This is a genomic window from Cytobacillus oceanisediminis, assembly GCF_003182355.1.
Lineage (GTDB): Bacteria > Bacillota > Bacilli > Bacillales > Cytobacillaceae > Cytobacillus > Cytobacillus oceanisediminis_A.
In genome coordinates this window covers 112,415-136,014 of the sequence record NZ_QGTW01000012.1, presented here as the reverse complement: position 1 = coordinate 136,014, position 23,600 = coordinate 112,415, and the positions used below count along the sequence as shown (strand labels likewise).

The window sequence follows — 23,600 nt, the reverse complement described above, 5'->3', positions numbered from 1 at the left end:
AAAGCGAGTGCCTGGAGCGGAAATCAACAGGCAAGTTTAACAAAACCAAACCTAATAAAAGAGGAGAAATCGATCCATGCGTTTAAAAGGAAGAAAAATATTAAGTTTAGTGCATCATGACTTTGAAGATCTGGAACTATGGTACCCGATACTCAGGCTGCAGGAAGAAGGTGCAGATGTCCATTTTGGCCGGCGAGCATGCAAACGAGAAATACATTGGCAAATACGGAGTGCCTGCAACTTCCCATTATTCTTATAGTGAGGCAAAGGGTGAGGATTATGATGCCATCCTTGTACCTGGCGGCTGGGCACCGGACAAAATCCGCCGTTTTCCGGAGGTGCTGTCCCTTATTAAGCACATGGAGGAAAATAAAAAACCAATCGGGCAAATTTGCCATGCAGGTTGGGTGCTCATATCGGCAAAAGTATTGGAGGGTAAAAAGGTAACAAGCACTCCAGGGATCAAGGACGATATGGAGAATGCAGGTGCCGAGTGGTATGATGAGCCAGTTATCGTTGACGGACACCTCGTGTCTAGCCGCCGTCCTCCAGATTTACCGGATTATTTACGGGAACTGATCAAGGTTATTGAAAGCAAGTAGGAAGTTAAAGCAGTGACAGAAAGAGCATGGGATTCCCATGCTCTTCTTCTGGTTTGTCAATTTAATACGAATTTTTTACTGAATAGTATTTCACTGGTTTAGTTTCCGAGTCTTTAAGGACCTCCGCAATCGCTCCAGCAAGGCTGTAAGGCCCTTTGGCATCATGGCCAACTTCCCAGATCATCATGCCGCCGAATCCGTTGTTTAATGCCAGATTCGTTTTCTTTTGCATGGTAGATTCACCATTATAATAGTAGGTTGTGCCATTTATATTTATTATGTCCCGCAAAGCATTTTCCGGGCTGCGGTTAATAATTGCTTCATAAGATACCTGTTTGATGGATGGATCTTCAGGCTGTGCATAAAAAGGAACACCAAGAACTAGTTTATCTTTAGTAATATTGAGTGTATCGAAGAGATTTGCCCAATAGTTTACGATATTCTCTGTAAAAGGATAGGGAGACAAATTGGCTGCATTATAGCCGCCGTCCCACTGTCCGTCATAAGCCATGATATTGACATGATCTACATCCTTAAACATGGATGAATTATACACAATGTTTCCTGTTTCTGTTCCTGTAACACTATGAATTTTCGAATGGACCGCTACTGAAAGCTCTTTATCATTTGCATGAAGCTTTTTGCTAAGATCATGGATAAAAACTTCGAGAAAATCGGCTTCATTCTGTGAACGAGGATGCTCAAAATCAATATCTATGCCATCAAGTTTTTCCCTGTCAGCTACATTAACAAGTTCATTCACCAGCTTGTTCCTTGAAGCCGGGCTTGCTATCGCTGATTTAAAATATTCATAGGATTCTCCGCCTTTTATATGGAACCAACCGCCCACTGCCAGAATCGCTTTTGTATCATGCTTGTGTGCGTTCGAAACCATACTGCGCAGATTATTCATTGCCGTATCGCCATTAAAAGAAAGGCTGCCATCCTTTTCGGGGTGGACAAATGAAAAAATAACATGGCTCAAGCTTGAATAATCAACAGCATTGGGATCACGGTAATCCTGTACATAACCAATCAACACCTTTGAAGGTGCATCCGGTAACTTAGGAGTACTTTTTTGAACTGGATTTTTACCAGACTGAGCTGCTGTTTTGGCAAGTTTAATAGAATCAGGCTGAGCACTATTTTTTGTAAAAATTGTCCCCGCCGCAAAACCGCCTGCAAAGATGATAGCAATCATAATAAGGATCTGATACTTTTTCTTCATTAAAAGTTAAACCTCCGTTATTCATCCCTTAAAAGTGTAACAAAAAAGGAGTGAATAAGGGGGTGGAAATATCAGGCTTACATTCCATCATTGCGCTTAAAAGTCGTTAAACTGCGCGCAAATCGACCTGCACGCATGAATTTGGCTTTTCCCCGCAGGTCAATCACAAACCTGCGCAAAACTTCCGGTTCCCCGCTTAAAACCAGCTATTTTCCGCCTCTAAACTGGAACAGTTTCTTAACATGGCACTAACATGGCACCCTGTGAACTAAAATACCCCTAACATATGATGTTCATCACATAATAATTATTCTTCGTGTGTTACATTGCTAATGAGAAGTATTATCAAACTCAGTTTGGTATACAGGAGGTAATGAACATTGAGCGAGATTATTAATAACCGTGAAAAACAAAAAAACCTTAGCAATCCTATGCAAGACAGCCTAAGAGAACGCCCGCTGAAAAAGCCTGAAGAAGAGCCGGGGCATCCTATCCACACGTTTATTCAGGAAAACAGGGAGATTGATAAGCATCTTCGGGAAAAACTTAAGGTTCATCTGGAAGCTTTTATAAATGCTGATACCAAAGAAAATGTGTACAAACTTTTGGAGGACTGCACTCTGTTGCTTGATCTTGATAAGCATTACAGCCGAAAAGAGAATTTACTTTTCCCATACCTGGAGAAATACGGGATTTACGGTCCAACAAACAATATGTGGAGTATTGACGATTTTATAAGAGATGGCATCAAAGAAGCTAAGCAGCTCCTGTCAAATTACAATGGGGACAAGCAGAAGGTAATCGAAGAGGTTCAATTTATCTTTAATGAAGTAAGTGCCATGATTTATAGGGAGGAACATATCCTTTTCCCAATGGCCCTGAAAAACCTGACAGAAGATGAATGGGTAAAAATCGCGCATGAAAGCGACGAGATAGGCTTCTGTCTGACAGGCCCTGAAGCGGAATGGAAACCAGAACGGAAAGCGATTGACACTAAGGCCATTTCAGAAGGCTATATTAAGATGGAAACCGGCATATTATCCCTTAAGCAGCTAGAGCTGCTTTTGAACCACCTTCCAGTTGATATCACCTTTATTGATCATGAAGATGTTGTCCGCTATTTTTCACATGGAAAAGAAAGGATTTTCGCCAGGACAAAAGCAGTTATTGGACGTACTGTGCAAAATTGCCACCCGCCACGGAGTGTGCATGTAGTCGAGGAATTGCTGGAAGACTTTAAGGCAGGCCGTAGAGATTCTGAGGACTTTTGGATCAAGTTCAGAGACAAGTATGTTTATATTCGATATTTTGCCGTAAGAGACAAAAACCACTCCTATGCAGGCACTCTGGAATTCACACAAAATATCAGTCCTATCCAGGAAATTGAAGGGGAGAAAAGGATCCTTTCATAAACGGACAAAAAAAGCTAAAGAGCTTTTATAGCGCCCTTTAGCTTTTTTTGATTTTTGAAGGGTTGTTGATTTTATATGGAACAGGATCTTCAATAATAAATTCCTCTTCACAGTCTTTCCCTTTCGGCAGTTTCTTTTTGACGATTTTCCCATCAAATTCGAGTGTTTCACCAGTCTCCAATTCGAACTTCTTCAAGGTTTTCGAGTGGGAGCACCAGGCTAGTCCTACTTCAACAGGATTATCCTGCTGAATGACGACATTTTCGAGAACGACGACTTCATCATTATCTTCATTAAAATGGTTCCAGCTTAAAGCAAATTGTTTGATTTTAGCGGTAAAATGCACTTTTTCCATAGGAAGGTCCAAGGCTGGCTGCTTTTCTTTCTTTGGCTTTTTGACATCAGTTTTTTTCTTTGTGCTGTTTTCCTCTGATTTCTTTGGCACATCCGCAGGTTTATCATTATCATCCGTTAATGCTTTCTTTTCAGATGAAGCTAAAGCTGTTTCGCCAAAATCGGCAATGACCGCTTTTCCAAAGCTCGGAGCCTGCATTTCTTTAAGATAAGCAGGGTGTATACAGCTGAGATTTCCGTCCTGAAATTCAATAACAATGGTATGATAATCTCCTGATTCGCCGTAAGCCTGAAAACCCTTAATCACAATGAGGCGCTGATGTGTTTTTTCCTTATACCAAAATTCTTTTTTTACTTCCTTTGTGGTTGATAATCCCCATTCCCTAACTTTCTCTTCATAATGAGCATCATCTTCAAAAGTTTCATATTCACCTTTTGGAGGAAAATATACAGTATTGTTTGTATCTTCTATATGAGGCAGTGTAATGGCCAAACCGTCCACATCCTTTCATGAATATTTTAATGGTCCAATAAGATAAAATCAAAAAAGATGAAGGGTTTTGCAGATAACTTTTGAATATAGTTAATAATAGAATTAAAGCTATGTTATAAAGGAGTTTAAAAGATGATTACATACAAAAACAGAAATGAAGTGCCTGAAAATGAAAAATGGAATCTGAATGATATTTATCCCAGTATGGAAAAATGGGAGGAAGACTACCAGCACATTGAAAAAATAGCTGAAAAGCTGAAGGAATATGATGGCCATATCACAGATGGATCTTTGCTATATCAATATCTTGAACAAAAAGAAAAGCTTTCTTACTTATTTAATAAGCTTTATGCCTATGCCATGCTCAAAACAGACGAAGATACAAGGGTGACTGAATCACAATCTTATGTGGACAGAGCAAAACAGTTAAGTGTAAAAATCAGTTCATCCACGTCTTTTTTCATGCCCTATCTTTTAAGCTTGGCGGAGGATACATTAAAGAGGTATATTGCAGAAGAAAAAGGCTTGAAATACTTCGAGGAAGACCTGCTTGAATCCTACCGCTACAAGCCTCATGTCCTCAATAAAGACAAAGAAGAGGTTTTATCCCAGCTGGGTGAGGCACTTTCCGCACCAAGCCACACGTTTGGGATGATTAATAATGCGGATATTAAGTTTGGTGAAGTAACCGGAGAAAATGGGGATAGGGTAGAACTAACCCGTGGGATGTACGCAAAAATCATGGAAGACGAAGACCGTTCAAAGCGGAAAGAGGCATATAAAGCCTACTACCAGCCATACGTACAGCTAAAAAACTCCATTGCGTCTACCCTATCAGCAGCAATCAAAAATAATGTAACAATGGCTAAAATCCGAAACTATCCATCCGCTCTTGAAAAGGGGTTATTTGGAGACAAGGTGCCAAAAGAGGTTTATGAAAACCTGATTGAAACGACAAAAAACCATATCGGGCCCATGCATCAATATACCAGAATCCGCAAGGAAAAGCTTTGCCTTGAAGAATTGCGCCAATATGACATGAATGTTCCTTTAGTAAAGGGCGTTAAGCCCGTTATTACTTATGAAGAAGCCTATGAGACTATGTGCAAAGCTTTATCTCCTTTAGGAGAAGATTATATCAGCACCTTAAAGGAGTTTAAAACTGGACGCTACATTGATGTACGGGAAACGCCAGGCAAGCGATCTGGTGCTTATAACTTGGGCATTTATGGAGTTCACCCGTATATTTTGCTGAACCACCGCGATGACCTTGACAGCTTATTTACGCTTGCGCATGAATGCGGCCATGGCGTACACAGTAAACTGAGCTCACAGCATCAGCCGCAAATAACTGCCCGCTACAGCATCTTTGTCGCTGAAGTGGCATCAACCGTTAATGAAGTATTGCTAATTAACTATTTATTAAACAATGAAAAAGATGAAGAAGTCCGCAAACATCTTCTTAACCATTTTATTGATCAATTTAAGGGAACCTTTTTTACTCAAGTCATGTTTGCCGAATTTGAAATGAGGGCACATGAAATGGCAGAAAAAGGGCAGCCGCTTAATGCCGACGTCTTTAACCAAATATATGAGCGCTTATTCCGTGAATATAATGGCAATGAAATCATTTTGGATGAAGAAGTCAAATACGGCTGGTCGAGAATCCCCCATTTTTACCGCCCCTTTTATGTTTACAAATATGCAACAGGCTTTGCTTCAGCCATTCATTTGGCGACAAAAATTCTTGAGGGAGACAAAGAAACGCTTAATAGCTATCTTGAGTTTCTGAAAAGCGGCAGTTCCGATTATCCGCTGGAACTATTGAAAAAAACTGGTGTTGATTTGACTACCCCGTATCCGATTGAAAACTCACTAAAAAAATTCCGTGAGCTAGTAGAGGAATTCGGAGAGCTATAAGTATTTAAGCAAGCCTGCTTCCAGGTTGATAGGAAGCAGGCCTTTTTTACAATCAAACATTTCAGATGCAGACAAACAAATAATGGACAGAAGGAAATATTCTTGTAATAATTGATGCAGACTTTTAAATGAAAAGACTTTTTATAGAATTTTAATGACAGAGGATGAAATCATGAAAGTACTTCTAGCTAGCCCGAACTTTCACCAGGCAAGAGGCAATACAGTAACCGTCCAGAGGATATCAGACAGCCTTAAAAAACTCGGCATTGAAACTGAAATTATTAATATGAAAGACGACAGCAAGCCTTTAAGCTTGCCCCACGCTGATATCGTTCATGGCTTTCATGCTTACCGGTTTGGAAAATTTATTGAAAAGCTTGATATAAAGCCGGAAACCTACGTGGTTTCAATGACCGGCACTGATTTAAATGTGGATCTTTTTGATGAAATGAAAAGAGCAGATGTCATTCGGACATTAACAAAGGCAAAAGCCATTCACGTGTTTGCCGAAGAAGCAAAGCAGATATTGGGCAATGAGATTTCCGGTATTCAGGCAAAGACCACCGTGATTCCCCAGGGCACTGTAGCATTCCCTGAAACTGCGCATGCGTTCAAAAAGGAGCCAGGCACCTTTTTATTTGTTCTTCCGGCAGGGATCCGCAAGGTAAAAAATATCCCTTTCGCCATCGATCAGCTTAAACGCATTTATAAAAACCATAAAAATATCCGTCTATGGCTGGTGGGCCCTATCATTGAAGAAGATGAGGGGCGGATGGTAAAGGAACTGGCAGTAAAGCATAAAGAATGGGTTCAATATCTTGGACAGGTTCCTCATGATTCCATGGGAGAGGTGTACAAACTGGCAGACGCAGTATTGAATACATCTCATTCTGAAGGGCAGCCTGCGGTCATTTTGGAAGCCATGGGATACAGCCTGCCTGTGCTGGCATCCAATAATTTAGGGAACAGAAATATCATTACACATGAAAATACCGGTTTAATCTATACTAATCCGGTTGAATTTCTTGATTATGCGGAGAAACTAGTCAATAATAACGAAATGAGGATAAAAATTGGGCGTGCTGCTAAATTCTATGTAGAGTGCAATCATTCTTCTGAATACGAAGCAAAGGCATTGCAGAAAATCTATAAGAGTATTTTAGAGAAGTCCGGCACGATCCCTTCTTCTTCATGTGAAAAATAAAAATAATTCAGCAAGGAGAGAGAAACATGTCTAAAGAAGAAATCATTAAACTAACTTCTTTATCTACAAAAGGCGGCTGAGGATGCAAAATTGGTCCTGAAGACCTGGCGCAGGTTCTGCGCCATTTGCCAAAGTCTGTACCTGATCCCAACCTGCTTGTAGGGCTGGATACTTCGGATGACGCAGGCGTTTATAAAATTAACGATGATACTGCACTTGTGCAGACACTTGATTTCTTTACTCCTATCGTTGATGACCCATATATGTTTGGACAAATTGCTGCCGCCAATTCCTTGAGCGATATATACGCAATGGGCGGTAAGCCAATAACAGTTATGAATATTGTAGGCTTCCCGATTAGTACATTGGATAAGAGCATTTTGGCGGACATATTGGCCGGCGCATCAGATAAAGTAAGGGAATCAGGCGCTGTTTTAGTTGGAGGCCATTCAATTGATGACCAGGAGCCTAAGTTCGGCCTATCTGTTACAGGAACGGTCCATCCTGAGCGGGTAAGAACGAATGCCGCGGCCAAACCGGGGGACAGCCTGATTTTAACCAAGCCCATCGGTGTTGGAATCCTGACACAAGCTATTAAGAGGGACATGCTTGACCAGGAAGGCATTGACGGTGTCATGAAGGTAATGGCTGCCCTAAATAAAGATGCTGCAGATGCCATGGATCATTACCATGTTAATGCCTGCACGGATGTTACAGGTTTTGGATTACTAGGCCATGCCATGGAGATAGCAGAAGGCAGCTGCACAGGCATTACAATCGACAGCAAAACAGTTCCTATTCTTCCTAAGACACGGGAGCTTGCCGAACAGAATATCATTCCTGGCGGTTCAAAAAAGAATCATAAGTGGCTGTCTGGACGGATTCACTATGAGAATATCGATGAAGTAGACCAATGGATTCTATGTGATGCCATCACATCCGGTGGCCTGCTAATAACTGTTCCGGAGGCAGAAGCTGATTCACTCCTCAAAGAGCTTCATGAAAAAGGAGTGCAGTCAGCTGCCATTATTGGAAAAGTGACAGACGAACAGCCTGGCTGCATTACTGTTATCTGATAAAAAGGACTCGCAAAGGGTCCTTTTTATCGTAATTTTTTCTATATGCACACTGATTTTTACATCTTAAACAGGGAAGTGGAAAACATGAAAAAAATCCTATTGTTAATGACTATTTTACTATTGATGCTTTTGACCGCCTGCGGTGGAAATCAATCAGAGGGTACAAATGAAAATAAAGAAGAAACAGCAGAAGCTTTTACCATTGGCGTCATACCTGTTCAAACTGAGGGATCCATGGAAGGTGCAATGGAGAAATTACAGTCAACACTGTCTGAAAAACTTGATCGCGAGGTAGCGGTTGAAGTGTATCCGGACTATAACGGTGTTGTTGAAGCCATGAACTACGATAAGATTGACATGGCTTACTTTGGACCATTAACTTATGTGGTTGCCCATGAAAAAAGCGGTGCAAAAGCCATCATTACACAGCTGATTGATGGAGAACCATTCTATTACTCTTATATCATAACCCACAAGGACAATCCTTGGAATTCGCTTGATGAATTGCTCGAAAAGAGCAGTGAAATCGACTTTGCTTTTGGTGACATTAACTCTACCTCCGGATCTTTAATTCCTTCGATTGAGCTGAAGGACCGGAAAGTTTACGAATCTGAAGATACACATAGCTTTAACTCTGTAAGATTTACAGGTTCCCATGATGCGACGGCATTGGCTGTCCAAAATAAACAAGTCGATGCAGGTGCCATTGACAGCGCAATTTACAACCAATTAGCCGATTCAGGAAAAATAGATGGCGACCAAATAAAAACCATTTGGGAATCAGAGAAGCTGTTCCAATATCCTTGGGCTGTTCATAAGCATACGGACGAGAAAACAATTACCGCTCTTAAAGAGGCTTTTCTAGCTATTGAAGATCCAGAAATCCTTGATGCATTCGGGGCAAGCGGTTTTACAGAAGCCAGCAACGAAGATTACGAAAGCATCCGCCAGGCAGCCCTTAAAGAGGGAATCATTAAAGAATAGGGCTGATTAGATTGTGGTTTAAAAGACGCAGCATTATCACATATACTCTATTGGCTTTATTCGTTTATTTAAGTATGAAGCTGACAGAGTTTGATTTATCCAAATTCAGAGACTTCCGTAACATGATTGATTTCCTGTCCCATTGGTTCCCGATGGATTTCTCTCTTCTTCCGAAGATTTTGGAAGACAGTTTGGAAACACTGGCCATGGCCTTTTTGGGAAGTTTTTTCGGTCTTCTCATCGGTTTGCCTCTAAGCTTTATGGCTGCCAAAAATACAGCCGGTGCTCCGTTTGTTTATCATTTAACCCGTGTTGGTCTTAGCTTTGTACGATCCATTCCTGAAATCGTATTTGGCTTGATTTTATTAACAGCACTTGGGCTGGGCCCTTTCCCGGCTGTATTGGCTATCATGTTTCACAATATTGGTGTATTGGGAAAATTAATCTCGGAACTCATAGAAGCATCCGATCCGGGGCCGCAGGAGGCCATGAAAGCAGTAGGAGCAAAGAACTGGTTTGCTTCCCTTTTCAGTATACTGCCGCAAATCTGGCCTAATGTTTTATCCAACTATTTCTACCGATTTGAGGTTGCGATCAGGACTTCGCTTGTACTTGGTTTTATTGGCGGAGGGGGAATCGGCCAAAGACTCTTTAATGACTTTAAAACTTTTCAATATACAGCTGTTTCACTTGATGTTCTTGTTATTATGATTATCGTTATTCTTGTTGACTTTTTTGGAAGCTATGTAAGGAACAGAGTAATCTAAATGGAGGCCAGGCAGATGCTTGAGATTCGAAATGTAACAGTCCGTTATCCTGGTATGAAGGATAATGCATTAAATTCTATAAACCTCACTTTCCATGAAGGAGATTTCATTTGTGTTTTGGGTAAAAGCGGTGCGGGGAAGTCAACATTGATTCGCTGTCTTAACGGATTGCAGAAACCAGCTTCTGGTGAGATTGTCTGGGATGGCCTTCCTTTATCCACTCTTCATGAAGAACAGCTCCAAAAGGTCCGCAGGGAAATGGGAATGATTTTTCAGCATTTTAACCTGGTTCCCAGATTGACTGTTTTCCAAAATGTGCTGACAGGCATGTTCGGTTACAGAAGCAGCTTTAAAAACATGATTGGCTGGTTTACATCTGAAGAGAAATCCCTGGCTAAACAAGTGATTCAAGAGGTCGGCCTAACAGACTTCATGGATCGGAGAGTCGAGCATTTAAGCGGCGGGCAGAAGCAAAGAGTCGGCATTGCCCGGGCATTGCTGCAGCAGCCCCGTGTTCTGCTGGGAGACGAGCCTGTTGCCAGCCTGGATCCAGGTACTTCAGACCGGATCTTTAGTTTATTAAAAGAAATGCACCATCGGCATAAATTGCAGACAATCATAAATGTCCATGATGTTCAATTGGCTAAACGTTATGCCACCCGCATTATTGCATTGAAAGAAGGCGAAGTCATCTTTGATGGCAAACGTGAACAATTTACTGATGATATGTTTGTCCATACGTATGATGCTTCTGGGTATAGCGAAAGGCCCTATACACTTACTACCTAGGCAGAGGAGGAAAATTGATGGCAAACTGTCCATGAGTGGTCGATAGCTCGAACGTCGTGTACGATTCGAATGATTCCAATGTTATGGTATATAATAAACTGGCAACTTCAAGGAAAACAGTAGTATTAACCTTTGACGATGGTCCTGGAAGAGTTCTGCCGGAAATTCTTGATATCCTGAAAGAAGAAAAAGTGCCGGCAGCCTTCTTCTGGCAAGCCAGGCTTTTATATCCTAAACGGCCCTGGAAGAGGGTAATGGATGAAGGGCATATGATTGGCACACATTCTGCCAAACATAACAACCTGGTAAATTTACAGTTAAATGGACAGCATCAGGATTTGCAGTACAGCAAATCAAAGATTGAATCCATTACCGGCCAGGAAGTGAAGTACTTCCGCCCGCCATTCGGGCAATACAACAACGATACGATTTCTGCAGCAAAAAAGCTCGGTTTAACTCCTGTTATGTGGAGAATCTCGTCAATGGATTGGGAGCTAAAGGACAGGCCTGAACAGATCATCACAAACGTGACAGATAATCTCGAAGACGGCGCAATCATTCTTCTGCATGAATTGCCTCAGACTGTTGAAGCTCTTCCGGATTTAATTGCTGAAGTACGAAGAAAAGACTATGAATTTACCCTTCTAACTTGAACCTGTAGCATATTGCTATAGGTTTCTTCATTTTTAATGCATTTTACTCCATTATTGACAGCAGAAAAATAATATGATATTAAAATTATTGGGTTAGCACTCCAGAAAGCAGAGTGCTAAATTGCAAAATTAACTATTTTATTTCTTAAAGGAGAGGTTGATATGGTAAAGAAACAGTTTCAAGCAGAATCCAAGAGATTATTAGAAATGATGATCAACTCCATTTACTCTCAAAGAGAGGTATTTTTAAGAGAGCTGATTTCCAACAGCAGTGATGCAATCGATAAAATTTATTACAAAGCGCTGACAGATGATCGTTTAACCTTTGATAAAGATAGCTATTACATAAAGATAATTCCTAATAAAGAAAACAGAACCTTAACAATCAGAGATACCGGAATCGGCATGACAAAAGAAGAACTGGAAAATAATCTTGGCATTATCGCAAAGAGCGGTTCATTGGCGTTTAAAAAAGAAAATGAAATCAGAGATGGACATGATATTATCGGCCAATTCGGTGTAGGTTTCTATGCAGCTTTCATGGTAGCCGATGTTGTAACGGTGATCAGTAAAGCACTTGGCAGCGAAGAAGCCTATAAATGGGAATCCGAGGGAGCAGACGGCTACACAATCATGGCCTATGAGAAAGATACAGTTGGTACCGATATTACTCTTAAGATCAAAGAAAATACAGAAGAAGAGAACTTTGATGAGTATTTAGAGGAATACCGCTTAAAATCCATTATCAAAAAATACTCTGATTTCATCCGCTATCCTATTAAAATGGATAGTAAGAACAGAAAACCAAAAGAAGGCATGGAGGACGAGTTTGAAGAAGTTACAGAAGAACAAATTATTAATAGTATGGTTCCGATTTGGAGAAAAAATAAAAATGAGCTTACTGACGAAGATTACGAGAAGTTTTATCAGGAGAAGCATTATGGCTTTGATAAGCCGCTAAAGCATATCCATATCAGTGTTGACGGCACCATCCGCTATAATGCAATTCTTTTTATCCCTGAAAACATTCCATTCGATTATTATTCGAAGGAATATGAAAAAGGGCTAGAGCTTTATTCAAATGGCGTGTTAATCATGAACAAGTGTGCAGATTTGCTGCCTGATTATTTCAGCTTCATGAAAGGCATGGTGGATTCCGAGGATCTATCTCTTAACATTTCTAGGGAAATGCTTCAGCATGACCGCCAGCTGAAACTTATCGCCAAAAATATCAGCAAAAAGATTAAAAACGAACTGCAAAGCCTGATGAAAAACGAACGGGAAAAGTATGAACAATTTTATAAGTCATTTGGCAGACAGTTAAAGTATGGGGTGTACAGTGATTTCGGCACCCATAAAGAGACATTGCAGGATTTACTGATGTTCTACTCTTCAAAAGAGAAGAAAATGGTTACACTTGAAGAATATGCATCACGAATGAAGGAAGACCAGAAATATATTTATTATGCTTCTGGGGAGTCCTATGAAAGAATTGAAAAACTTCCACAAACAGAGCTGGTCGCAGATAAAGGCTATGAAATCCTTTATTTCACAGAGGACATTGATGAGTTTGCCATAAAGATGCTAATGTCCTATAAAGAAAAGGAATTTAAGTCTGTTTCAAGTGGTGACCTTGGCATTGAGGAAGATAATGGAAAAACAACCGAAGCCGAAGAAAAAGAATATAAAAAGCTTTTTGACAGCATGAAGGAGATTTTAGCAGGAAAGGTTTCGGATGTCAGGATTTCAAAAAGGCTTAAAAGCCATCCAGTCTGCTTGTCTGCTGATGGGGAAGTAACCATTGAAATGGAAAAAGTCCTCAGCTCTATGCCTGAAAACCAGAATGTAAAAGCAAATAAGGTATTGGAAATTAATCCAAACCACGAAGTCTTCCAGTCATTAAAGCAAGCAATGGAGAAAGATAAAGAAAAATTAAGCCTTTATACAAACCTTCTTTATAATCAAGCCCTGTTAATAGAAGGCCTCCCAATCGGAGATCCTGTAGAATTTACGAATGATATTTGCAAAGTTATGGTTTAACAATTTGGAAAACAGCCCGAAAGATCGGGCTGTTTTTTTGACCTCATTTATTGCTGCCGGAAAGCGCCTTGATAATTAAACTGAGATTGAGTTTGGAATTGATTCTGATTAGGCTGCTGCATAGCTGTTAAACTTCCTCCAGCCATTCCTTGTCCAGAAAGCTGTCCTTGCATTTGATTGCAAATATTGACCACTTCCTGACAGCGCTGAATGGCCAAATCATGATTCTGCAGGCTTTGCTCCAATAACTGTGCGGCCTGTTTTTCCCGCTGAAGAAGCTGTTCAAGCATCTGAACATTTTGCTGTTCCTGCTGAAGCATCATTCGGTACTGCTGGCTGCCTTGCTGGGTTTGCTGAATTAGCTGCTGTGCTAGTTGTTTGGCTTGTACTGCTTGCTGTAACCCATGTTGTGTAGTATGCATATTCAGCCTCCTGAAAAGTGTCTTGTGGGACTTTGCCCCTTCGATATTTTGTCACCTTCCCCCTCAATAACCCATGCAAAATAAAGCCATTTCATTTATACGCCTTCCTTTAAATACAAAAAATTCCAAGAGAATTTTTTTCTCTTAAGGTTATATTAAAGGTTGTACAGAGATTTAAAGAATATTTCACATGCAACTATACACATAACCATTAAAGGAGGAGTAAAATGCAGCATGTTAAGGCTTTAGCCATTAAATTCATAGCCAGTCTTATTCTTCTTTATGTCATTCTTGGTCTCATTTATGGTATGAGTTTTGGAAATGTATTCATCATAACCGCCATATTAGGAATCGTCTCCTATGTATTAGGCGATATGCTAATTTTGCCGAGGAGCAGCAACACTGTTGCCACAGTGGCTGATTTAGGATTAGCGTTTGTGCTTATTTGGTTTTTAAGCTCGATTTTAACATATGGAGATAACCTCTTTATTATGTCTTTAATTGCAGCTGCTGGCGTTGCTTTATTTGAGTACTTTTTCCATGGTTATCTAGTTAGAAACATGACCGAGGCAAGTACAGAAACAGGCATAATGAACCAGGGGAACCTGCGCTATAACACGGAAGTTTCTGAAGATTTGACACCTGTCAGGCCGGACGTAAGAAGCGATGATGAGGAGTAAGGGCAAAGAGTTAGGAACTAGACTCCCTAAATGTCAGGGAGTCTAGAAATACATTCTGAGAGCTTTTGGGAAGGGGATTAGTATGTCTGTTTTCGTATATCAAACCTTTGAAGTAAAACAGGATAAATTTGTGGAAGCATTAAAGAACCTGAGAATGATTCAAAGCTATAGAAATGAAAACTATGAACATAAGATAGAACTTTTGTCTCCTATATCAGGAGCTGACCATACTTATGCTTTTTTATGTACCTATGAGGGCCTTGCAGAAATGGAGCTCCAAAACAAAAAGATGTTTGAAGATGAAGAATATAAAAAGCTTATAGAGGAGTTCTTCCTTGAGGATATTGTCCAAGGCAGCATGAATACCCAGCTGTTCCGGTCGGTGACTGGGTTAAAAAACGACAGCGCAGAGAAAAACAAATAGACGCTTTGGAACAAGTCCTTTGCAGATTCGAAACCGAGCCGATCACCATAAGGAATCGGCTTATTTATTTGGATGGAAGAGTCGTCATACTCTTACTTAGACGGACAGAAATCTGGATCAAGATGGAAACTTTTCGAAAAAAGGAGGTACATCATGGATTTTTTTCTTCCCAGTGGCAATTCTTCAAAAGGAAGTGAATCCGGTGATTTAAAATGGTGGCAATTATCTTTAATAGGTGTCGGATGTACAATCGGTACCGGGTTTTTTCTGGGGTCTGCTATCGGCATCAAAATCACCGGACCATCTATTGTCTTTTCATTTGTCCTGGCTGCAATTGGAACTTATATTGTCTATAACCTGTTAGCTAAGATGACAGCTGAAGACCCTCAGGAGGGATCGTTTTGCTATTATGCCAATAAAGCATATGGAAAGTGGGCAGGCTTTAGCTGCGGATGGAATTATTGGAGTTCAAATATTCTTATCATGGGAAGTCAATTAACAGCACTCTCCATTTTAACAAGGTTCTGGTTTCCGAATGTCCCTCTTTGGATATTTGCTGCTGGATACGCAATCCTTTCCATTATTGTTGTACTAACAGGCAACAAAGGCTTTGACAAGGTAGAGGACCTATTTGCAGTTATTAAAACGGCTGCTATTATAATGTTTATTATTTTGGCATTAGCAGCCCTGGCTGGGGTAATAGATGGGAATGCCAAACATCCTGGTTTTCCCGGTTCAGCAGGTGAGTTGTTTCCTGAAGGGTGGAAAGGCTTTTGGTCTTCCTTAATTTATGCCTTTTATGCTTATGGAGGCATTGAAGTAATCGGACTTATGGCAACCAGGCTAAAGCAGAAAGAGGATGCCCCAAAAGCAGGCATTATTATGCTAATCGTGCTTGTGATCATTTATGTTATTTCACTTGGTTTAGCTGTATATATGGCCTCACATGGAGCGTTTAACGAAAAGGAGAGCCCATTTGTCACTGCGATGGATAAATACCATTTGGATTTTTTTCCGCATGTATTTAATGCGGCGATCATTATTGCCGGTTTTTCTACTATGACAGCGTCCCTGTTTGGTGTTACGGCTTTGCTTGTTACACTTGCTGATGATGGGGATGCCCCTGCAGTTTTCTCAAAGAAAATCAAAAAGTTGAAGGACCTGCCGCTGCCATCTCTAGGGTTGGCAACAGCTGGGTTAATAGCTTCGATTGTCACAGCTTTGCTGCTGCCCGGAAAAATTTATGAGTATATCACAACCGCAGCAGGAATATTAATCTTATTTAACTGGTCTTTTATTATTATCTCTGCCCTTCGTATTCTGGAGATTAAGGTTTTCGGGAAACTGATGGCCTTCCTTGGATTGGTACTGATCCTGGCTGCCGTGAGCGGGACATTGCTTGAAAAATCGATCAGGTTTGGTTTCTTCGTTAGTTTACTTTTTGTAGCTATAATTGGCATCGTGGCAGTAATTATGCAGAAGAAGGTTTGGAAGAATGGAGGCCAGACGGGTTAAAAGAGGCAAAAACAAAACACCAGAGTGTCATCTGGTGTTTTGTTTTTGCCTTCCTTTAAGCATTTAAATTATTTATTTAACTCAATCTGCAGCTGTCAAAAGAGGATTAAACGTACATTCTGAAATCTCCGTAAGAAGAGACTATAAGGATGGCTAAAAGTTTAAGAACAATAATGAAAACACTATAATCAAACACAAAACTAGTCCCAACAAAATGGCAGGCACGTGTGGAGGATTGCTATGCTGGGGTAAATAGAAAGGCCAGAATTTTTGATAACTTTGGAAATTCACAAAAATGGAAGCTTTCTAAATTTACTTTTTAAATTCTCTATATTTCCAGATAATTATTTATTTTAATATGAAAATTTATTATTGACATGAAAAATGGGTGTAAAGAAAGAGGCAAGAAATCAAATAATGAAGAAGGGAGGAAGAACAGTGGTTTGCAACATTTTATATAAAATTTCTGGGACCATATATAGAGTAGTCCCAGTAACAAATAAATATTCTAAATAAATTGTTGCATTTTTATACCAATTCATCATTTTAAATAAGGACTTAGTTTTAGTATTAATTGGTTTAATTTTTCAGAGTTTTTATTGTACATTTTTTGGGCTTTTTTAGAATCTGTTTGCAAAGAAAATACTTCCAAGTCAGCTGCACATTGTTTCATCATAGCCATTAAAAGGGGTCTTTGCTGAGGAGATGGGACCTTTATTTTATCATCATAAATGTCTATTGTTAATTCTCCGTATGAATCAATCTGACCTACAAACACATTATCAAGTGTTACCCCCAGCTTTTCTAGCTCCATATTCAGCCATTTTCTTGTTTTTCCGGATTCAGCCAATGGGTCATTTAAGATATTTCCATCCATAATAACGGTTTGAGGTTCTTTCTCCTGTGCAACCTTTAGATTAATATCTTTTGGTGTCAGCGGCTGGTTTTCTTTTTTCAGCATAACGCTGAGGTCTCCTCTGGGCTCCAGCACGGCGAATTCTACATCAGCTGCTTTAAAGACATTTCTTTGCCTTAGTAATGCATTTAAATCATCTATCGAATATCTTTCCTTTTTAAGATTATCCTCTTGAATTTTTCCATCTTTTATTAAAACTGTACCCCTTCCCTCGAAAAAGTTTCGAAAGTTTTTACTTTTAAGGGAAAGTATATCTGCAAAAAAGGTAACAAGGCCAAAGATCATGATGGAAAGAATACCGCTGCCCCAATGATTATTAAGACCCATTATGATCTCACCGGCAATACTTCCGATTGTTATACCAGCAACATATTCAAAAAAGGAAAGCTCTGATATTTGTTTTTTCCCTATTAATTTTGTAACGGCAAACAAGACTACGACAAATAAAATCGAACGAAAACCCACTTCTACCCAATCAGGCATATATTCACCCCTAAACTATTAGTTCGGTTTATATTGCGGCTCTTCAAATTCCAGCTCTGTTTTCCTAGATTGAAGATCTTTCTTTATATCTCCGATTTCAAGCATGGTTTCATGAAATAACCTTTTAGCTTCCTCATCAAGTGAAGTTAAAGCCAGACTTGATAGTTGTGCCTCAATCGCACGTATAGTTGCCAGACATTGATTTACATTTGAAGCAACAGTCATTCTAACATCCGCCCAATCAGAATTATTTTCTAAATAAATTATGGGCTGGCAGGGAGCCAGCCGAAAAAAATTTATTGGTTGTATTGTGGCTCTTCTTGCTGAATTTCCTTAAGGCGAGGTTCAATGCTATCTATGATCGATTGTGTTTGCTGTGCAGCATTTTGATAAAGCTGCTTTGCATTTTGATTTTCTGTTCCCAATGCAAAAGTTTCAAGGCTCGCCTGAGCACTTTTTAAACCTGCTATCGTTTGCATGACCTGAGTTCCAACTGTCATTTCATTCATTCCTTCTTTCTTTTGTAATTTAAACTACACATGTAGTATTACTTTTCATTTTTTGTTTATGTATTTTTCTTAATGGTAATTTAAAGAAAGCTTTACTAAAAAACCTTCCATTAAGAGAAGCTGAACGTTTAGTCTACCTAATGTTGTTGCAAAAGGCATTTTCAAATTAGTCATTAACTGCATCCTTTCTATACTATTTGTATTCAATTCATATTCCATTCCAAAATATTAAATCCGTTCATTTCCATTTTTAAAATTGTCATAAATTAAACACCCTATTTATAGTAGCGTAATGAAAGGAGAAAAACCTAAAAATGATGGTACGTACTATTTTATTAACAGTATGGGGATATCTGGATCCAATCTATTTTCCATTTACCCGTTTGCAATATCCTGCATCAGATCAAGAAAGAGAAGGAGTTTTTCGTGGATATCCGCAAATATTAATTACAAATCAGACAAAAATATTGCCAGCATATTCGTTTCCCTTAAAGTACAAATTAATAAACGGAAGGTGAGAAACCTTACTTTCTTATTACTTTTAAAGGGAGTGCTAAATCTTGAATAACTGGATAAATGGGCTATTTAATATGAGGAGAATGCAGCCTTTTTTAAATATGTTTGGAAGAAGGAAAAGAAGAAACAATAGAGGAATGTTATGGGGATCTTTATTAAGCCTGGGCTTAAGTGCAGCTGCATATGGATTAACAAGAAACCGCAACAGAAATATGGCTCGCCCGCTTCAAAATTTAATGAACAATACTCGAATGGGAAACTTTCAGAAACCTAATATGGCTGGTTTAACAGAGTTTGCGGAGGAATTAACCCCAAATAAAAATCCGTTAAACAACAACAACCCTTTAAAGAACAATCCTTTAAACAACAAATAGATTATAAAAGCCCACAGGAGTGTGGGCTTTTATAATAAAAAAATCATTTAAAGATATTATGGATTTTGATTCAATTTCCCAAAATATCCAAAACCCATTTTTTAAGATCTACTATCCGCAGGCCGTCAATACTTTTTTGGTGCCGGTAACAATGATAGGTGCCAGTGAATCAGCTTTATGCATAGAGCCATGGGCTGCACCGCCGGAATGCTGAGGCGAACTCTCTCCAATGAACTCATACCCAGGCTTAGCGTCAACGATTAGGAATTCACCCTGCTGAGAATGAATAGCTCCATATAGCCTTGCCAGTCCATCAGGATAATCTTCATAAATAATTTGTTTATTCTTTATTGTTAAATCAAGAATGGAGAGGTTTCCTTTTAAAGACCATGTTTGATTATAAACATCTTTATACGGTCCTCCAGAAGTATAAATAAGAGATCCTTCATGGTCGCCAGCTATCACATGGATCATTTCATTTTCCCTTCAGGCAATCCAGCCAATTCGATTATCTGTTTGCAATGTTTGGGCAATATTTTCTAAAGAAAGACTTTCATTAATTTTATAAATATAAGCCATCCGTTCATTCGCAGTAATGACAATGTCATCGTCCTTTGAAACGGCCTTGCCCAGCTTTAAAACTCTATAATCGGAGAGGATTTCCTTTAAATTAATTAAAGCTTCTTTTTTATCCTTTTTAACGGCTGACTGATAGCTGTCCCCCGTTATAACCCAAATGTAATTATTAAGAGCATCTTCCCACTGTGGAAACATATTTAAAACTTCCTGAAGGTGTTTATCAAGTTTTTCAATCCCTTTTGTCGTAGTTGGACCTTTTTTATGTACAGTATGATCATTTTCACTTAGATACATGATTGTAAATTCAGGGAGAATATTTTTTTCCAATAGATATTTTAATTCTTGAACCGCAAAGGCATCATTAAGACCTAAACGTTTTACAATATGTTTATTATTAGGATCCTGGCGAATAAATGCACCTAAAGACAGCATATTGGGCCCAGCGGTTTCATATTCTCCAGGTAAGTCACTTACCTTTGCTATAAGCTTCGGAACTTTAAGGGTATGATGATCATTTCCCCGATAAATTAACGCATTAATGGATGCAGTTTTTCTTTTGTGCTGGGCTAAATCTTCATGAATGGTCTTTACTTTTGGATTTAGGTCAACAATATTATATTGGTGCATAATATTTTCAGCAAAATTAGAAAACCCGAGCTTCAGGATTTCAAAAAAGCCATTTCCATAAGTAATGATCTGCTTCTTATCATTATCAAACCAAACGAGTCCCGGGATTTTATGCTGATCCGGGTATGTACCAGTTATTAAAGAACTGTCGATCGTTACTGACATCGTTGGAAAGGAACTCACTAAATTCTTACTATACTGGCCGTTTTTTAAAAAGAAGGCTAGGGCAGGGGCCTTATTTTCCTGAATAGCCTTTTTTAACGGCTCATCCATTAATGAATCTAAAACCAGAAGTATTATTTTAGGCGGGGAATGACTGTCTGTTAAAAAAGCCTTTGGTATTTTTCTCTTTTCTTTTGCTTTATTTCTGCTAATTATGAAGCCGATCATTATTATTGAAATAAGGATTATAAAAATCAAAAGAATTAACATATATTTTCACCTTCGTTTTCGAGTAGATTATTCATTAGATTGCTGTAACTTGTTATTGAACCATAGTTTATAAAAAAGGATTAAACAGACTAGAAAGAAAAGGTATGAGATAACTCCCAGCAGTAGATTATGACCTGACGAAAAAATTTGCTCTCCGCTGTAAGCAAGCAAAAACATAGGTGGCAGCATTCCAATGGCAGTTGCCATAAAAAAGTACCTAAATCGAATTTCAGATGCTCCACAATAAATGTTAATCACCTGAGGAGGAATAATAGCGATCATTCGTCCGAATAGAATAGCAATAAATGCATTTTCTTCAAATAGGGATTGAAATTTTTTAATTCCTCTATACCTTATCAAAAAGGCAGTGAAATAATCCCTAAAGTAATAACGTGATAAAAAAAAGTAAATAAGAGAAGCAGAGAGAATGCCAAACCAATTAATCAGCAAACCAATAATCGCACCAAATTTCACTCCCATTAACCCGGCAAATAGAGTAAAAGGCAAGAATGGAATTGATGCAATAAGAACAGAAAAGAAAAACATACCTGGAAGCCAGGAGGAATCACTGTTTTGCAGCCAATTTAATATATAGTCTTTTTTGATTAACCCGATAATCAAAATATTGATATAGGCTATTACAATCCACCATTTTCGCATTTTATTATGGCTCCTTACATAAAAGCCCTTAATTTTTACTCAATTTACCTTTCCAAAACCTTACTATCAGTATGCTTATTTTTTCATAAGGAAATGTATTAAAAAGGACAAAAACATATTCTGAAACCCATCATAAAATAACATGGAGTAAAAAAGGAGAGGAAGGTAAAGTTAATGCACTATGATCCAAACATGAATTATGGATATTATACGCCATACAGAAATTTAAAAAGTGAGACGTTAACAATTATAAAACCATTCGTGAACTACGGTTTATCAGAAGCAAAATTCACTTCAGTTTCCCATGCCATGATAGAAATTGCGGCTATGGCTTATTTGATTGGAAAAGGCTATGATCCGCAAATAGCTTATAAAACAGTTGAATCATGGGAGATAAATGAAAAGTTTTAATCAGAAAATGATCAAACCCGGAATTTAAACCATAAACCTTTCCTCTGAAAAGTGCTGAGGCAAGGTTTATGATTTTGGGTAAGTTACCTCTAGAAAAATATGGTCTTTATTAATAAGACCAAAAGTAACAACTAGAATTGTTGATTAGCGGAGCAAGCCTAAACTAAAATTAGATAATCATTTGCTGAAATGCCAGACCATAATAGGGAATAAGCTCATACATCAATTATTAAATCGTAATTCTTATTCCTGAAGGGAGAATTTTATTATAGGAGAGGGGGAATATTTTAATAACCTTAATATTTATTTTTCCTAGTTTACATAATATATATTATAGGAAGTAATTAAGAAAACTAAATAAAAGGTCTCATTATCTAAGTATACTTAAGATAGTGAGACGAAATGAAAATTTTTACCGAAATTGGTTTTTATTACTTAAAAATTCATATTGATTTGTTAAGTACATTTACATACATATGAATTTATTCTAATAAAACTTTGCCATTCATTATTCATAAATTCAAATCAAGTAATTTTATTTTTAGTGATTTCATATATATTTTAGGATTTCACAAGACTAAGTTAAACATCATTATTTTTTAATGATCAGTAATTTTATGCCAGTATTATTAATAAATTTTCTTCAATTATAATCTTTCACTCGGAAAAAGCTTTACATTTTATAGCTTATAGCCAATAAAAAATGATTAATATTCCCCTCTTTTCAAGATTTTTACCTAGTTTACATAATATTATTATTGGTTAATCAGCCTGTGCCTCATCTTATCAGGTTTATCAATAACTTTATTCATTTCTCTCCATTTGTTTATTCACTATCCTGGGTATTGTTAAAGAACATTTCTGCTTCATCTTTCTTTTTCTCTGTATTTTTGTCCTTCTTCCCCATTTTCCCATCCGATTCATAGCTCAATTTAAAAGAATTTTCCTCGTTTTTCTTCAACATTATCACTCCTTTGCTCCTATGATTTGTTTTGTTTTCATTTTTATTCAAAAAAACAAAAAACACAGGTTATCCTGTGTTTCATGTCAAACAAACTGTAAAGCCGCTTGAAGGTACTTTCTTGGTGTATCGTAATAGAGTATTTTACTGAATTGCGGATATACCGATTCAAAATGTATAAAGATCGGTGAATCGAGGAGCCATGGATAGTTCGAGTAAAAGCTGCTATCACCATAGACCATTGCTGTTAAGGCTAAATCCAACTCTTTCTGGAAAATCATAAACCTTATTTTGGAGTATTGTTCATCAAATTCCCCTCCGCTGATATACACCTTCCCGCTCAGGACATACTGGCCCATCTGCGGCTGCCACTCTGCAAACACTTCATCACGAAATTTAGGACGTATGGCATTTAGATCGTAATAGCCGCCTATCGCCAGAAATAATTCTCCTGTAGCATCTGAATGCGTAAGCGTGTATTTCCTGCGATCTACTGGCCTGAATTCAGTCGCAGGAGGCAAATAATTGACTGCAAGCTTAGATGGATTAAATTTACTCATATAAGC

At 38.5% G+C, this 23,600-nt stretch carries 26 protein-coding genes and 1 pseudogene; 16 read left to right on the top strand and 11 right to left on the bottom strand.

Features of this window, described 5'->3' with window-relative positions:
• The first annotated feature begins 76 nt into the window (after positions 1 to 76).
• Positions 77 to 602 (top strand): annotated as a pseudogene (locus DFO73_RS20450) (type 1 glutamine amidotransferase domain-containing protein).
• A gap of 61 nt (positions 603 to 663) precedes the next feature.
• Here DFO73_RS20450 and DFO73_RS20445 read toward each other — a convergent pair.
• The gene (locus tag DFO73_RS20445) at positions 664 to 1,830 is read right to left on the bottom strand and encodes a glycosyl hydrolase family 18 protein (protein WP_110066546.1); all 1,167 of its coding nucleotides are present in this window, start codon (positions 1,828 to 1,830) and stop codon (positions 664 to 666) included.
• A 431-nt stretch (positions 1,831 to 2,261) separates the two neighbouring features.
• Between DFO73_RS20445 and DFO73_RS20440 the strand changes: the two genes are divergently transcribed.
• Positions 2,262 to 3,242 carry a DUF438 domain-containing protein gene (locus DFO73_RS20440; protein WP_258309661.1) on the top strand — a complete coding sequence of 327 codons (981 nt, stop codon included), beginning with the start codon at positions 2,262 to 2,264 and terminating at the stop codon, positions 3,240 to 3,242.
• Positions 3,243 to 3,279: 37 nt separating this feature from the next.
• Here the strand turns inward: DFO73_RS20440 and DFO73_RS20435 are convergent, their stop codons facing one another.
• Positions 3,280 to 4,089, bottom strand: a complete 810-nt coding sequence (locus DFO73_RS20435) for a hypothetical protein (protein WP_110066544.1) — start codon at positions 4,087 to 4,089, stop codon at positions 3,280 to 3,282.
• Positions 4,090 to 4,221: 132 nt separating this feature from the next.
• Between DFO73_RS20435 and pepF the strand changes: the two genes are divergently transcribed.
• From pepF to htpG, 8 genes are all read left to right on the top strand, one after another.
• Positions 4,222 to 6,009: an oligoendopeptidase F gene (gene pepF / locus DFO73_RS20430; RefSeq protein ID WP_110066543.1), complete on the top strand. Its 1,788-nt coding sequence runs from the start codon at positions 4,222 to 4,224 to the stop codon at positions 6,007 to 6,009.
• A 172-nt stretch (positions 6,010 to 6,181) separates the two neighbouring features.
• The gene (locus DFO73_RS20425) at positions 6,182 to 7,213 is read left to right on the top strand and encodes a glycosyltransferase (protein WP_110066542.1); all 1,032 of its coding nucleotides are present in this window, start codon (positions 6,182 to 6,184) and stop codon (positions 7,211 to 7,213) included.
• 26 nt (positions 7,214 to 7,239) lie between these two features.
• Entirely contained in the window at positions 7,240 to 8,289 is a 1,050-nt protein-coding gene (gene selD, locus DFO73_RS20420; RefSeq protein ID WP_110066541.1) for a selenide, water dikinase SelD, read from the top strand.
• An 87-nt stretch (positions 8,290 to 8,376) separates the two neighbouring features.
• Positions 8,377 to 9,276 carry a phosphate/phosphite/phosphonate ABC transporter substrate-binding protein gene (phnD, locus tag DFO73_RS20415; RefSeq protein ID WP_110066540.1) on the top strand — a complete coding sequence of 300 codons (900 nt, stop codon included), beginning with the start codon at positions 8,377 to 8,379 and terminating at the stop codon, positions 9,274 to 9,276.
• An 11-nt stretch (positions 9,277 to 9,287) separates the two neighbouring features.
• Entirely contained in the window at positions 9,288 to 10,043 is a 756-nt protein-coding gene (gene phnE / locus DFO73_RS20410) for a phosphonate ABC transporter, permease protein PhnE (protein ID WP_110066539.1), read from the top strand.
• Between the two features lie 15 nt (positions 10,044 to 10,058).
• Positions 10,059 to 10,832: a phosphonate ABC transporter ATP-binding protein gene (phnC, locus tag DFO73_RS20405; protein ID WP_110066538.1), complete on the top strand. Its 774-nt coding sequence runs from the start codon at positions 10,059 to 10,061 to the stop codon at positions 10,830 to 10,832.
• An 83-nt stretch (positions 10,833 to 10,915) separates the two neighbouring features.
• Complete coding sequence (locus tag DFO73_RS20400) at positions 10,916 to 11,485, top strand: polysaccharide deacetylase family protein (protein WP_110066602.1); 570 nt, start codon at positions 10,916 to 10,918, stop codon at positions 11,483 to 11,485.
• A gap of 162 nt (positions 11,486 to 11,647) precedes the next feature.
• Positions 11,648 to 13,525: a molecular chaperone HtpG gene (gene htpG / locus DFO73_RS20395; RefSeq protein ID WP_110066537.1), complete on the top strand. Its 1,878-nt coding sequence runs from the start codon at positions 11,648 to 11,650 to the stop codon at positions 13,523 to 13,525.
• Positions 13,526 to 13,572: 47 nt separating this feature from the next.
• Here htpG and DFO73_RS20390 read toward each other — a convergent pair whose 3' ends face one another.
• Entirely contained in the window at positions 13,573 to 13,947 is a 375-nt protein-coding gene (locus DFO73_RS20390) for a hypothetical protein (RefSeq protein WP_110066536.1), read from the bottom strand.
• A gap of 227 nt (positions 13,948 to 14,174) precedes the next feature.
• Here DFO73_RS20390 and DFO73_RS20385 point away from each other — a divergent pair, with 227 nt between their 5' ends.
• From DFO73_RS20385 to DFO73_RS20375, 3 genes are all read left to right on the top strand, one after another.
• The gene (locus DFO73_RS20385) at positions 14,175 to 14,627 is read left to right on the top strand and encodes a YndM family protein (protein WP_110066535.1); all 453 of its coding nucleotides are present in this window, start codon (positions 14,175 to 14,177) and stop codon (positions 14,625 to 14,627) included.
• A gap of 82 nt (positions 14,628 to 14,709) precedes the next feature.
• Positions 14,710 to 15,051: a hypothetical protein gene (locus DFO73_RS20380; protein ID WP_110066534.1), complete on the top strand. Its 342-nt coding sequence runs from the start codon at positions 14,710 to 14,712 to the stop codon at positions 15,049 to 15,051.
• A 153-nt stretch (positions 15,052 to 15,204) separates the two neighbouring features.
• Positions 15,205 to 16,566: an amino acid permease gene (locus DFO73_RS20375; protein ID WP_110066533.1), complete on the top strand. Its 1,362-nt coding sequence runs from the start codon at positions 15,205 to 15,207 to the stop codon at positions 16,564 to 16,566.
• Between the two features lie 541 nt (positions 16,567 to 17,107).
• Here the strand turns inward: DFO73_RS20375 and DFO73_RS20370 are convergent.
• The 3 genes from DFO73_RS20370 to DFO73_RS20360 all read right to left on the bottom strand — a co-directional run bounded on the left by DFO73_RS20370 (position 17,108) and on the right by DFO73_RS20360 (position 18,465).
• Positions 17,108 to 17,965, bottom strand: coding sequence for a DUF421 domain-containing protein (locus DFO73_RS20370; protein ID WP_110066532.1), 858 nt, complete (start codon positions 17,963 to 17,965; stop codon positions 17,108 to 17,110).
• Between the two features lie 18 nt (positions 17,966 to 17,983).
• Entirely contained in the window at positions 17,984 to 18,190 is a 207-nt protein-coding gene (locus tag DFO73_RS20365; protein WP_110066531.1) for a DUF1657 domain-containing protein, read from the bottom strand.
• Positions 18,191 to 18,261: 71 nt separating this feature from the next.
• Positions 18,262 to 18,465 (bottom strand): DUF1657 domain-containing protein, encoded by a 204-nt coding sequence (locus tag DFO73_RS20360; RefSeq protein WP_110066530.1) that lies wholly within the window; start codon positions 18,463 to 18,465, stop codon positions 18,262 to 18,264.
• 323 nt (positions 18,466 to 18,788) lie between these two features.
• Here DFO73_RS20360 and DFO73_RS20355 point away from each other — a divergent pair, with 323 nt between their 5' ends.
• Positions 18,789 to 18,992: a hypothetical protein gene (locus DFO73_RS20355; RefSeq protein ID WP_110066529.1), complete on the top strand. Its 204-nt coding sequence runs from the start codon at positions 18,789 to 18,791 to the stop codon at positions 18,990 to 18,992.
• 42 nt (positions 18,993 to 19,034) lie between these two features.
• A complete protein-coding gene (locus DFO73_RS20350) occupies positions 19,035 to 19,364 on the top strand; it encodes a hypothetical protein (protein WP_110066528.1) in 330 nt (109 codons plus the stop codon).
• A 111-nt stretch (positions 19,365 to 19,475) separates the two neighbouring features.
• On the opposite strand, the gene DFO73_RS29450 is transcribed toward DFO73_RS20350, so the two are convergent.
• Genes DFO73_RS29450 through DFO73_RS20340 form a run of 3 tightly spaced genes read right to left on the bottom strand, consistent with a single transcriptional unit; the run spans position 19,476 to position 21,662 of the window.
• The gene (locus DFO73_RS29450; protein WP_258309646.1) at positions 19,476 to 19,838 is read right to left on the bottom strand and encodes a nucleotide pyrophosphatase; all 363 of its coding nucleotides are present in this window, start codon (positions 19,836 to 19,838) and stop codon (positions 19,476 to 19,478) included.
• Positions 19,839 to 19,850: 12 nt separating this feature from the next.
• Positions 19,851 to 21,002, bottom strand: coding sequence for an alkaline phosphatase family protein (locus DFO73_RS20345; RefSeq protein WP_258309645.1), 1,152 nt, complete (start codon positions 21,000 to 21,002; stop codon positions 19,851 to 19,853).
• A gap of 27 nt (positions 21,003 to 21,029) precedes the next feature.
• Complete coding sequence (locus tag DFO73_RS20340) at positions 21,030 to 21,662, bottom strand: TVP38/TMEM64 family protein (RefSeq protein WP_110066527.1); 633 nt, start codon at positions 21,660 to 21,662, stop codon at positions 21,030 to 21,032.
• A gap of 174 nt (positions 21,663 to 21,836) precedes the next feature.
• Between DFO73_RS20340 and DFO73_RS20335 the strand changes: the two genes are divergently transcribed.
• Positions 21,837 to 22,073 (top strand): hypothetical protein, encoded by a 237-nt coding sequence (locus DFO73_RS20335; protein ID WP_110066526.1) that lies wholly within the window; start codon positions 21,837 to 21,839, stop codon positions 22,071 to 22,073.
• Between the two features lie 826 nt (positions 22,074 to 22,899).
• On the opposite strand, the gene DFO73_RS29445 is transcribed toward DFO73_RS20335, so the two are convergent.
• Complete coding sequence (locus DFO73_RS29445; protein WP_258309644.1) at positions 22,900 to 23,034, bottom strand: hypothetical protein; 135 nt, start codon at positions 23,032 to 23,034, stop codon at positions 22,900 to 22,902.
• Between the two features lie 86 nt (positions 23,035 to 23,120).
• On the bottom strand, positions 23,121 to 23,594 hold the full coding sequence (locus DFO73_RS20330) for a staygreen family protein (RefSeq protein WP_110066525.1): 474 nt from the start codon (positions 23,592 to 23,594) through the stop codon (positions 23,121 to 23,123).
• Positions 23,595 to 23,600: the final 6 nt, after the last annotated feature.